The sequence below is a fragment of the Abyssibacter sp. genome (assembly GCF_964229365.1).
GTDB lineage: Bacteria > Pseudomonadota > Gammaproteobacteria > Nevskiales > OUC007 > Abyssibacter.
The window spans coordinates 37,411-49,344 of the sequence record NZ_CAXRDQ010000081.1 but is presented as its reverse complement, the minus strand read 5'-3'; the positions used below and the strand labels follow the sequence as shown (position 1 = coordinate 49,344).

At 64.5% G+C, this 11,934-nt stretch carries 9 protein-coding genes; 8 read left to right on the top strand and 1 reads right to left on the bottom strand.

Annotated elements, in window-relative coordinates:
* Positions 1 to 82: 82 nt before the first annotated feature.
* The 8 genes from ACE1EY_RS13830 to ggt are packed head-to-tail and all read left to right on the top strand — an operon-like array spanning position 83 to position 11,078.
* Positions 83 to 688 carry a nucleoside triphosphate pyrophosphatase gene (locus tag ACE1EY_RS13830; RefSeq protein ID WP_370300442.1) on the top strand — a complete coding sequence of 202 codons (606 nt, stop codon included), beginning with the start codon at positions 83 to 85 and terminating at the stop codon, positions 686 to 688.
* Positions 685 to 2,145 (top strand): ribonuclease G, encoded by a 1,461-nt coding sequence (gene rng, locus ACE1EY_RS13825; RefSeq protein WP_370300441.1) that lies wholly within the window; start codon positions 685 to 687, stop codon positions 2,143 to 2,145. The genes ACE1EY_RS13830 and rng overlap by 4 nt, the downstream gene beginning before the upstream one ends.
* 59 nt (positions 2,146 to 2,204) lie before the next feature.
* Positions 2,205 to 6,002, top strand: a complete 3,798-nt coding sequence (locus tag ACE1EY_RS13820; RefSeq protein WP_291513747.1) for a YhdP family protein — start codon at positions 2,205 to 2,207, stop codon at positions 6,000 to 6,002.
* On the top strand, positions 5,999 to 6,832 hold the full coding sequence (locus ACE1EY_RS13815) for a carbon-nitrogen hydrolase family protein (RefSeq protein ID WP_370300440.1): 834 nt from the start codon (positions 5,999 to 6,001) through the stop codon (positions 6,830 to 6,832). The genes ACE1EY_RS13820 and ACE1EY_RS13815 overlap by 4 nt, the downstream gene beginning before the upstream one ends.
* Positions 6,829 to 8,277 (top strand): metalloprotease TldD, encoded by a 1,449-nt coding sequence (gene tldD, locus ACE1EY_RS13810; RefSeq protein WP_370300439.1) that lies wholly within the window; start codon positions 6,829 to 6,831, stop codon positions 8,275 to 8,277. The genes ACE1EY_RS13815 and tldD overlap by 4 nt, the downstream gene beginning before the upstream one ends.
* On the top strand, positions 8,255 to 8,866 hold the full coding sequence (gene rsmD, locus ACE1EY_RS13805; RefSeq protein ID WP_370300438.1) for a 16S rRNA (guanine(966)-N(2))-methyltransferase RsmD: 612 nt from the start codon (positions 8,255 to 8,257) through the stop codon (positions 8,864 to 8,866). The genes tldD and rsmD overlap by 23 nt, the downstream gene beginning before the upstream one ends.
* Complete coding sequence (gene coaD, locus ACE1EY_RS13800; RefSeq protein ID WP_291513750.1) at positions 8,863 to 9,357, top strand: pantetheine-phosphate adenylyltransferase; 495 nt, start codon at positions 8,863 to 8,865, stop codon at positions 9,355 to 9,357. Before rsmD ends, coaD begins: the two co-directional genes overlap by 4 nt.
* Positions 9,357 to 11,078, top strand: coding sequence for a gamma-glutamyltransferase (gene ggt, locus ACE1EY_RS13795; protein ID WP_370300437.1), 1,722 nt, complete (start codon positions 9,357 to 9,359; stop codon positions 11,076 to 11,078). The genes coaD and ggt overlap by 1 nt, the downstream gene beginning before the upstream one ends.
* Here ggt and ACE1EY_RS13790 read toward each other — a convergent pair.
* Positions 11,043 to 11,870 (bottom strand): SDR family NAD(P)-dependent oxidoreductase, encoded by an 828-nt coding sequence (locus ACE1EY_RS13790; RefSeq protein WP_370300436.1) that lies wholly within the window; start codon positions 11,868 to 11,870, stop codon positions 11,043 to 11,045. The genes ggt and ACE1EY_RS13790 overlap by 36 nt on opposite strands.
* Between the last annotated feature and the right edge of the window lie 64 nt (positions 11,871 to 11,934).

The window sequence follows — 11,934 nt, the reverse complement described above, 5'->3', positions numbered from 1 at the left end:
AGCGCCGTCATGTTGTTCGTGGCCGTTGAGTCTCAGTATGACGCAGGCCGGCGTTTTGCCGATGCCGTGCGATAATTTGGACATGAATCAATCATCCTCCGACGGGAGCGCTCGGGGTCGCGCCGAATTTCATCTGGCATCCGCCTCCCCAAGGCGGCGTGAGCTTCTGACCCAGGCCGGCTACCGCTTTGATGTGCGTGCCTCGAATATTGACGAGACCGCCGACATGGCCGAGCCGGACGTGCTGGTTGTCGCCCTGGCCGAACGCAAGGCCGCGGCGGTAGCCTGCGTGGTCGAGGGGCCGGTGCTGGCGGCCGACACGCTGGTCGAGATTGACGGCACGCTACTCGGAAAACCCACTGATGAATCGGATGCCCAGTCGATGTTGCAACGGCTGTCTGGGCGATCACATCGCGTATTGACCGGCGTAGCGCTGGTCACGACAGAGGGCGTACGCAGCCTGCTGACGAGCACGACGGTGGAGATGGATGTCTGGACCGATCAGGACATCGCGGCCTATTGGCGTTCGGGCGAACCGCAGGGCAAAGCCGGCGCCTACGCCATCCAGGGGATCGCCGGTGCCTGGGTCCAGTCCATACAGGGTAGCTACACCGGTGTGGTGGGGCTGCCCATGGCGCAGACTCGTCATTTGCTGGCGGAGGCCGGAATCACGGCGGTGCGTGCATGAGCACGGAAATTCTGGTCAATGTGACCACGCAGGAAACCCGTGTCGCGCTCGTTGAGAGCGGCCTGGTGCAGGAGGTCTTCGTCCAGCGCGAGTCGCGGTACAGCGTGGTCGGCAACCTTTACAAGGGGACCGTGTGTCGGGTCTTGCCGGGCATGCAGGCGGCGTTTGTCGATGTAGGCCTGGAGCGCACGGCGTTTCTGCACGCGCACGACATCCTGCCCACCGGCGATGTGCCTATCGGCGAAGAGCCGGCCATTCAGGAGCTTGTTCACGAGGGCCAGGAAGTGCTGGTGCAGGTGGTCAAGGACCCGCTGGGCACCAAAGGCGCCCGCCTGACCACGCAGCTGAGTATTCCGTCCCGCTATCTGGTGTTGCTGCCGTATTCCCGACATGTCGGAATTTCCGCTCGTATCGAGGACGATGCCGAGCGCACGCGGTTGAAGCAGACGCTGGAGTCGGTGATTGCGGTCGAAGGCGCGACCACCGGGTTCATCGTCCGCACGGCAGGCGAGGGTGCCAGTGAGGAAGCGCTGCGCGCGGACGTGCAGTTCTTGATGAAGCTCTGGGATTCCATCCGCCGCAGCGCCAAGGACGCTCCGAAGGCCTCGATGGTCTACGGCGACCTGCCCATGGTGATGCGCATTCTTCGTGATCTGATGGGCACGGACGTCGACCGTGTCCGGATCGACTCGGCGGAGAGCTACGAGCGGGTCGTGCGTTTTGCGCGGCGATTCATACCCGAGGCATCCGACCGCATCGAACTCTATGACGGAGAAGGCCCGATCTTCGATCTGTACAGCGTGGAGGATGAGATCAACCGCGCGCTGGACCGGAAGGTGATGCTCAAGTCCGGCGGCTATCTGATCATTGACCAGACCGAGGCGATGACCACGGTGGACGTCAACACCGGTTCCTTCGTCGGGCACCGGAATCTCGAAGAAACGATTTTCAAGACCAACCTCGAAGCCGCGCAGTCCCTGGCCCGGCAGCTACGCCTGCGCAATCTGGGCGGCATCATCATCGTCGACTTTATCGACATGCAGGATGACGAGCATCGCAAGCAGGTGCTACGCGTGCTCGAGCGCTCCATGGCGCGTGATCCGGCGCGCAACGCGATCTCTGGGGTGTCGCCGCTGGGTCTGGTGGAGATGACCCGAAAACGCACGCGCGAATCACTGGAACATATCTTGTGTGATGTGTGTCCGACCTGTGGTGGGCGCGGTTCGGTGAAGACCGTGGAAACGGTCTGTCACGAAATCTTCCGCGAGATCATGCGCAGCGCCCGTCAGTTCGAGGCCAAGGAAATGCTGGTGATGGCGTCATCCGACGTGATCAGCCGACTGCTCGAAGATCAGTCCACCGCGCTGGCCGAACTGGAAGATGCCGTGAACCTGCCTGTGCGCTTGCAGGCGGAAGCGGTTTATACCCAGGAACAGTTTGACGTGGTGCTTGTGTAAGGACATGCGAGCAGCGCATACGCGCGCTTGGCCGCGAGATACGACGGAGCACGACCTGAATGCAGCGTAGCCGACGCCGGCTTTGGACCTGGACCGTGACCGCGGTCGCCAGCAGCCTTGTGCTTGCTGCATTGGTCGTGGGCGTGTTCAGGCTCGCCGTGCTCGCTGCACCGAGCTACAAGCAGAACATCGAGGACTGGGTCGCAGCGGTGATGAACCGCCCGGTGGATATTGGCGACATGGATCTCACCTGGCGCGGCCTGCGTCCGACGCTTCAGTTCTTCGACGTGGCCTTGCAGGGCGTCAGTCCAGTCACACCGGCACTGGAAGTGGCCGAGCTGGAGCTCGGATTTTCACTGCGGGACCTGGTGCAGGGTCGCATCATGCCCGTCGCCATTAATGTCGTGGGCGCCGTTGTCGAAGTCGTGCGCGACGCGGACGGCGCCGTGCGTGTGCGCGGCATCAGTGTTGGGCAGGGCGGCGAATCAGTGGCTGTCAGTCAACAGTTGGCCGGTCTGGGCCATGTTCAGATGTCGGACGCCAGCCTGCTCTGGCATGACCAGCATCGCGACCGTCCGCCCATGTGGTTCCGTCAGGTCGATCTGGATATAGACCGCATCGGCACAGACTTGGACATCGAGCTATCCGGCGTTTCGCAGCTGGGTGGCGGTCGGTTGAAGGCGTCCATGCGCTTGTCGCAAACGGCGGACGGCAAGCTGCTGGGCGTAGGCGGTCGGGCGCGGATCGATGGGCTGGAGCCGGGGCGCTGGATGGATGCCTGGCTGCCGCTGCCCTTGGGTCTGACCGGCGACACCCTGGAGCTGGAATCGCAATTCTCATGGACCTCGCAGGGCGAAGCCACGCTGGATGGCCGGGTTCGCAGCGGCCGATTGCGCCAGCTTGATGGGCCGGGCGCCCTGGATGGCGTGGAGGCGGATTTCGCCGCGACGCTGGACGGCAAACAGCAGCGAGTCGTCGTGCGGGATCTGGGTGTTCGCAACAGCGATGGATCCGACTGGGCGGCAGACCGCGTGGTGCTCGAGCAGCGGGCCTCTGAATCGCGGCGCTGGCTGGCGGTGCAAGCCTCGCGTGTGCAGTTGCGAAGCCTGTTGCCCTGGTTGTCCGGTGTCGATGCGTCGGGCGCGCTACCGCGCGTCACCGGCGAGGTCGAGGATTTACTGTCCGAAATCGAATGGACGGCGGATCAGCCCGATACGCCACCGGCCGTTTCGCTGACGGCCAGGCTTCACCGCGTTGGCTTGCTCGCACAGGATCAGCAACCGGCAGTCAGCGGCTTGTCCGGGGTGTTGAGCCTGACTCAGGACGGCGGCACCTTGGAGCTGGACAGCGACAATGTCGCGATCGAGTTGCCGGCAACGCTGGAACAGCCGGTCCAGCTTGATCAGCTCACGTCGTCGGTACACTGGCGCCGAGAAGGATCAGCCTGGCGCATTCGTTTGACCGATCTGGCCGCGGCCGGACACGCGGCGCGGGCGAACGGCTCGGTCGAAGTGGTTCTCGGCGAGCAGGCGCCGCAGCTGGATGTGGAGCTGGCGCTGGCCAGCGAAGATGCCACCGCGCTCAAGCCCCTGGTGCCGAGGCAATGGCACCCGAATCTGCGGGCCTGGCTGGACCAGGCCGTGGTCGATGGGCGTGTTGGCAGCGGGCGTCTGCGCATCGCCGGGGCGGTGGATCAGTTTCCATTCCGCAACGGCGATGGCAGCTTTCGGCTGGAGCTGAATATTAATCCGGGCACGCTCAGTATCGGTAAAGGCTGGCCGACCATCGACGACGCCGTCGCCCAACTGATCATCGACGGCGAGTCGCTTAGCGTGGAGGCCGTCTCCGGTCGCATGCTCGGGGTGGCGCTGACGCCGGCGACGGTGATCATTGAGGATTTCCGCGAGCCGGTGCTGGATGTCGATGGCGGGGCGAATGGCTCCGTGGATCGCATGCTCTCGTTCCTGTCGGCCTCGCCGCTGTCGTCGCGGGTGGGGTATCTGGACAAGCTGCTCGATCCCCGCGGTTTTGGTCATCTCGATTTGTCGCTGGACATTCCGCTCAAGAACATCAACGCGACCCGGTTCGCCGGCACGGTCACCCTGACGGGCATCGAACTGCAGTCGCAGCAGATGCCGGAGCCGTTCCGCGATGTGCAGGGTTCGATTAGCTTCAGTAATGACGGGCTTGGATCGACCGGTCTCAAGGGCGTATTCCGTGAGGCGCCCGTACGTGTGACGCTGTCGACGGAGCGGCTTGATGTTCGACAGGTGACGCGGCTGGCGCTGGAATCGCCGGTGCGCTTCGACACCGATAACGATCCCTGGGCGAGGATGCTGCCCGATGCCATGCGGGCGCGGCTTGATGGTCACGCGACCCTGTCCGCTGAACTGGCGCTGGATCGGCAGATGCCGCGATCGCTGATCGTTCGGTCGGATCTGGTCAATGTCGTCTCGACGCTGCCCGCGCCGCTGAACAAAGAGGACGCCTCGGCTGCGCTACCGCTGCGCGTCGAGTTTCCCATCCACAACGAGTGGCCGCGGCTGACCCGTGTCGAGGTCGGTGATCGGATGGTGGCCGATGTGCGTAGCGAACAGGACAATCTGTTCGCTGCCGCCGGGCTTGGGTTTGGCGGCGGTGGACGGCCCGGTGTGCCGGACGCCGGCGTGGTGGTCACCGGAACCGCCCCGGTGGTCGACGTGCTGGACTGGTCGACATGGTTGGGTGAGCTAGCCACTCAGGGTGGGGGCGGAGAGTCGTCGTCCGTTCGTATCGATCTGACGGCCGGACGTTTGAGCGCCGGCCCGTTGCGTCTGGGTCAGCAATCGATTCGCGGGCAGTTCGGCCCGCAAGGCGGTGACTTCAAACTCGTGGGGGCGGCCGAAGGCCAGCTGGCGTTTGACGGCGCAGGCCGTGGTCGCTGGTATGCACGCCTGGACCACCTCTACACCGAGCGGTTGGCAAAGATGCAGGCTACTGCGACCGATCGGGAGCCCATGCAGCTGCCGCAGAGCTGGCCAGAAATCGACATTGAGATCGCCCATTTGCAGGTGGCCGATCTCAATGCCGGGCGTTTGGTCATGAAGGCCGTACCCAGGCCGTCGGGCATCTCGCTGGATACGCTGCGCTTGCAGGGCGGCGAGGTGGATCTGGAACTGGGTGGCTACGCAGCGCGGCCCGATGATGTGACGCGTGCCGGGCTGACAGGCGTGCTCGAGACCGCGCGCATCGACAAGGTGATGTTCGCAGCCGGATTCGTGCCAAACGTTCGGGCGGAGTCGGCGCGGATCGCGCTGAACATCGGTTGGCCGGATTCGCCGGAAGGCCTGCATCTGGAAACCGCCACAGGAGCGCTGGATATCAGCTTCAGGGATGGCGCGCTGGCTGCCGTTGATCCAGGGGCCGGACGGGTGCTGGGCCTGTTCTCGTTCTATGCATTGCCCAGGCGCCTACTCCTCGATTTCCGTGACATGACCGAAACCGGGCTGACCTTCGATGGCATTGATGGCCATTTCCGGGTGAGCGGCGGCCAGGCGCAAACCGAAGACTTCACGGTATCGGCACCCTCGCTGAGCATTGATGTCGAAGGCGCGGTCGGTTTGAGTGATCGCAGCTATGATCAGGTCATTACCGTCTCTCCCGATGTGTCGTCTGGCGTGACGCTGGCCGGTGCCTTGTTCGGCGGGCCGGCGATGGGGGCGATTCTGATGATCGCCCAGGAATTGCTTGATCGGCCGCTCAATCAGGCGACTCAATTGTCTTACCACCTGGGCGGCACCTGGGATGATCCGGTGATTACCCGCCGAGGTGTAGAACCCACACCGGCCCCTGCTGCTGACAAAGGACCTCGATCGTGATGCGTGTTGCTGCCATTCAGATGAATTCCGGGCCGGATGTTGTTGCCAACCTGCAGCGGGTCCGTGAACTGACCACGCAGGCCGCGGACGCCGGCGCACGCTTGGTCGTGTTGCCGGAGAACGTTGCGCTAATGCCGAGCTCACAGGCCAGCCGCGTCCAGGCGGCCGAAGCCGAGGGTAGCGGCCCGATTCAGCAGACGCTTGCGGACATCGCTCGCAATGCGGGTGTCTGGCTGGTCGGCGGCACGATTCCGCTTCGGGTGAACGGTGACCCGAACCGGGTTGCACCGGCCTTGCTGGTGTTTGATCCGGCTGGCCAGGTGATCGCACGCTACGACAAGATTCATCTGTTCGATGTCGAGGTGCCCGGTGAGTCGAAGCGGCAGTACCGCGAATCCGACGATTTCGTCGCGGGCGGCCCGGTTCGCTGCGTGCAGGTGGACGATGTCTGCGTGGGTCTGTCCATTTGTTACGATCTTCGCTTTCCGGAGCTCTACCGTCAGTTGGTTGAGCAGGGTGCCCAGCTGCTGGTTGCGCCGTCGGCCTTCACCGCCCAAACCGGTCGCGCCCATTGGGATTTGTTGCTTCGGGCGAGGGCGGTCGAGAACCTGGCCTTCGTGATCGGCGCCAACCAAACCGGCGTGCATCCGCGGGGGCATCAGACCTGGGGGCATTCCAAGATCATCGACCCCTGGGGGCGAACCCTGGCTGCTGCCGAGACCATGCCGGGCTTCGTGCTAGCTGATCTGGACCTGGAACAGCAGCGCCAGACCCGAACGCGATTCCCGGTGCTGAGCCACCGGCGGCTTATCCACAACGAGAACCCATGAGCGATTCCCTGATTCAACAGGCGAGCAGCGCCCTTCTGGACCCCACCGGGCTGCGAGAACACGATCTGGATTCCCTGCTGGGCGCGATGATGCGACCCGGCGTGGACTATGCCGATCTCTACTTTCAGCGTTGCCGTTCCGAATCCTGGATGATCGAGGACGGAATCGTACGCAGCGGCAGCTTCGATCTGGAGCAGGGCATGGGGGCGCGGGCACTGTCCGGTGAGAAAACCGGCTTCGCCTATTCGGATGAACTCCATCTTCCAGCTCTGGAAGCCGCGTCGTCGGCGGCCGGCGCCATCGCGCGATCCGGTGGCGTCATGACCGCGCAGCGTGCCGATCAACCGCCGGTGCCGGCGCGGTATCGTCAGATCGATCCGCTCACTTCGCTGCCCACGGCCGACAAGCTCGACATGCTCGAACGCGCCGACAAGGCGGCCCGCGCCGCCGACACGCGCGTGACCCAGGTTATCGCCAACGTGGTCGGCGTGTACGAGGAGATACTGGTCGCGGCGTCTGATGGCACGCTGGCGGCGGACATCCGCCCCCTAGTCCGATTCAGCGTGCAGGTCACGGTCGAGCAGGATGGGCGCCGCGAGCGCGCACACGCCGGAGGCGGCGGGCGGTTTGGCTACGACACCCTTGTCGCCGGCGAGCGGGTGGAAGCACTTGCACGCGAAGCGGTCCGCATCGCGCTGGTCAAGCTGGAGGCCCAGGCCGCGCCCGCTGGCGCGATGCCGGTGGTACTGGGGCCTGGCTGGCCCGGCGTGCTATTGCACGAGGCCGTGGGTCATGGCCTCGAAGGCGACTTCAATCGCAAGGGCAGCTCGACCTACAGCGGCCGGGTTGGCGAACAGGTCGCGTCCAAGGGCGTGACCGTGGTCGACGACGGCACCATGGCCGATCGCCGCGGCTCGCTCAGCATTGATGATGAAGGCACGCCGTCCGGCCGCAATGTACTGATCGATGATGGGGTGCTGCGTGGCTACATGCAGGACAAGCAGAATGCCCGGCTGATGAACGTTGCACCCACCGGCAACGGCCGGCGTGAGAGCTACGCCCATCTGCCGATGCCGCGGATGACCAACACCTTCATGCTGGCCGGTCACGCCGATCCGGAGGAGATCATCGCGTCGGTCGATCGCGGCATCTATGCAGTGAATTTCGACGGCGGTCAGGTCGACATCACGTCCGGCAATTTCACCTTCACCACCTCCGAGGCCTACCTGATCGAGAAGGGCAAGGTGACGACGCCGATCAAGGGCGCCACGCTGATCGGCAATGGCCCGGACACGCTGACGCGGCTGTCCATGATCGGCAATGATCTGGCGCTGGACGGCGGCATCGGCGTTTGTGGAAAAGACGGCCAGTCGCTGCCGGTGGGTGTCGGCCAGCCCACCATCAAGGTTGACGAGCTCACCGTTGGCGGCACGCAGGCGGCCTAGCCACAAGCCGGCTCGCCTCCATCAGGTCCGCATCATCGGAGGCGACTGGCGACGGCGGCAGATTCCGGTGCCCGATGGCCAGGGCTTGCGCCCGACCGGCGATCGCATTCGCGAAACCCTGTTAAACTGGCTGGCGCCTCGGCTGCCGGGTGCCCGCTGTCTGGACCTTTACGCCGGCACCGGCGTTCTGGGACTGGAGGCCCTGTCACGCGGCGCAGCCCATTGCCGGTTCGTGGAATCCGATCCGGCAGTTGCCGAAGCGTTGCGAACGCAACTGGGCAGGCTGGACGCCACCGATCGTGCCGACATCATCACCGGCCTCGCACCGCAGGTGCTCACACGCTGCGGCGGTGATTACGACATCGTCTTTCTCGACCCCCCCTTCGGCTCAAGCCTGTTGCAACCGTCGCTTGCAGCGATTGCGCCACGGCTGCGGCCTGGTCATCGCGTGTATACAGAGTGCGGCAAAACGGATGTTGCGGATTTCCCTGCCGGCTGGGTGGTCCTCAAGGACGGGTTGGCGGGACAGGTTCGTTATCATCTGCTCGAATACCAGCCAACTACCGACAGTTCCAAGGAGACGCCATGACAGGCGACAGCGTGATCGCGGCGTATAGCGGGACCTTCGATCCGATGACCTATGGTCACACCGACATCATCCATCGGGCGGCCGCCATGTTCCCGAAGGTGATTGTCGCCGTCGGCGAGAATCTTCCCAAGGGGCCGGTGTTCTCGCTGGACCAGCGAGTGGATCTGGCCCGCGCGGCGCTGGACGATCTGCCCAATGTGGATGTGGTGCCGTTCACCGGATTGGTCGTTGATTTCGCGACCGAGTTTGGAGTCACCGTGCTGGTACGTGGCGTGCGCAGCGTGTCGGATTTCGACTACGAAAAGCAGATGGCGGTCATGAACCGTTATCTCTCCGAATCGGTGGACACGGTGATGTTGGCGCCCTCGAAGGAATTCGCCCACCTGTCGTCGAGCCTGGTGCGCGAGTTGGCCCGGCTGGGCGGGAAAGTCGACGGTGTCGTGCCCGAGCCCATCGCCGCCGCATTGAAGGCGCACTACGGTCGTAGCTGATGGTTACCGCGCCGGTCGGACGTCTGTTATGGGTTGGCCTGATCTGGCTGGCCGGTACTCTTTGCTGGGCGGCGGACAAGCCGCCGGGCTTCGCGTTGTCGAGCGCACACCCTGATGCAACCGCCGCCGGCGTGGAAATTCTCGAAGCGGGCGGAAACGCCTTCGATGCGGCGATTGCGGTCTCCGCCGCATTGGCCGTGGTCGAGCCTACTGGCTCTGGCATGGGTGGAGGCGGCTTCTGGCTACTGCACGTGGCCGAGACCGGCCGGCAGGTCATGGTCGACGGCCGCGAAGAGGCGCCATCGGCGGCGACCGCGACCCTGTTCCAGAACGATGCCGGTGATGTGGTGCCTTCCTTGTCCCGCGACGGCCCGCTGGCTGCGGCCATTCCCGGACAGCCCGCCGCGCTGGTCCATCTGGCCAAGGAGTATGGGCGCCTGCCGCTGGCACAAACCCTGGCGCCAGCGATACGACTGGCCCGCGAAGGTTTTGCCGTCGACGGTCCCCTGTTAGCGCGGCTGGCGTACCGATTTCAGGCGCTGTCGCGGTCCCCGGCTGCCGCTCGCGTGTTCCTGCCGGGCGGCGGGCTCCCAGAGCCGGGCAGCCTGATCCGGCAGCCCGACCTCGCCAATATGCTCGAGATGTTGGCAGAGGACGGGGTCGATGGCTTCTACAGTGGCGAGATGGCCAAGCGGCTGGTGCGCGGTGTGCGTGACGCCGGCGGCATCTGGCAGCTGGAGGATCTGGCGAACTACCGCATCAAGGAACGCGCGCCGGTAACATTCGATGTGGACGGCGTACGAGTCGTCAGCGCCTCACCGCCCTCGTCCGGCGGCGTGGTGCTCAAGCAGGTGATGCAGGTGTTGTCGCTGACCCATGCGCTGGAGCAACCTGCGGTGGACCGCAAGCACTTGGTCATCGAGGCGCTGCGAACCGCGTATCGCGACCGCGCGGCCTGGCTTGGTGATCCCGACCATGTGGAGATGCCGATCGATCGCTTGACCAGCGAAGCGTACGCGCGCGAGATCGCCGAGGCGATCGATCTCGAACGGGCGCGCAAAAGCGCGGACCTGATCCCGCCGCAGACGCTGATTGAAGAAGGCGAGCACACGACTCATTTCTCGATCATCGATGCCGACGGCAATCGTGTGGCGGCGACACTGACCATCAACCTGTCCTTCGGGTCGGCGTTCATGGTGCCGGGCACCGGTATCCTGCTGAACGACGAGATGGACGATTTTTCGGCCAAGCCGGGGGTTCCGAATGCCTTCGGCCTGATTGGCACGTCGGCCAACGCCGTGGGGCCGGGCCGGCGACCGCTGTCGTCGATGAGCCCCAGCTTCGTGGAAACACCTGACCGCGTGGCCATTCTCGGCACGCCGGGCGGCAGCCGCATCATCACCATGGTGCTGCTGGGCATACTGGAGACGCTGGATGGTTCGGACGCCACCACCATCGTCTCGCGGCCCCGGTATCACCATCAATACCTGCCCGATGCCGTTTATTTCGAGCCGGGTGCGCTCAGCGAAGCCGAAATGGCCACCCTGCGCGGCCGCGGATTCACGCTCAAGAGCGCCGGGCGCGAGTACGGCAACTTTCACGCGGTGGTCTGGAACCGGTCGGCCAACACGCTGGATGCAGCCGCCGACCCCCGCGGGATCGGCGAGGCTGCCGTGCGTTCGAGCTCAGCTGAAAAAGTACTTGGTGCTGCGGCGGACTAAGGCCTGATAACCGGTCGGCGCAACGCGTGCCATCCAGTCGATGGCATGGGCGTCCGGCCCGATAAGCACCCGCCGAGCGTTGCGTTTCACAGCTTTGAGAATCGTGGCCGCGGCCTTGTCTGGGGTCGTGATGAACATCTTCTCGAAACGCGCCTTGCCGGTGTCCTCGTCCATGCCGGTCAGTTCTTGCATGCCGGTGAAGCGGGCGGATTTCGCGATGTTGGTCTTGATGCCGCCGGGGTGCACGCTCGTCGCGGAGACCGGGGCGCCCTCGAGTTCCAGTTCCTGGCGCAGGGCTTCGGTCCAGCCGCGCACCGCGAACTTGGTGGCGTTGTAGGCGCCCTGCGATGGCACGCCGATCAACCCGAACACGCTGGAAATGTTGATTACGTGTCCGCTCCCGGAGGCGCGCAAATGCGGCAAAAAGGCCTTGGTGCCGTGGATCACGCCCCACAGATTGATGTTGATAATCCATTCGAGATCCGCGTAGTCGGCGGATTCGACCGTCGACCCCAACGCCACGCCGGCGTTGTTGAAGATCAGATTGACCCCGCCGAGTTCGTCGGCCGTGGCATCGGCCCAGGCATGTACCGCGCCACGATTCGCGACATCGACGTGGGTTGTCGTCACGCGGCAGCTTGGGGCGCGATCGCGGATATCCGCTGCCGTCGCCGCCAAACCGGCTTCGTTGACATCGGACAAGGCCAGGTGACAGCCGTCGGCTGCCAGTCGCTTGGCCAGTGCCGCGCCGATGCCTGAACCCGCGCCGGTGATCGCCGCAGTTTTATTCATGAAGCTCTTCATCCCTGAATTTATCTCCCTGGTCGATTGGTCTTCGTGGCGGAGTATGGTGGAC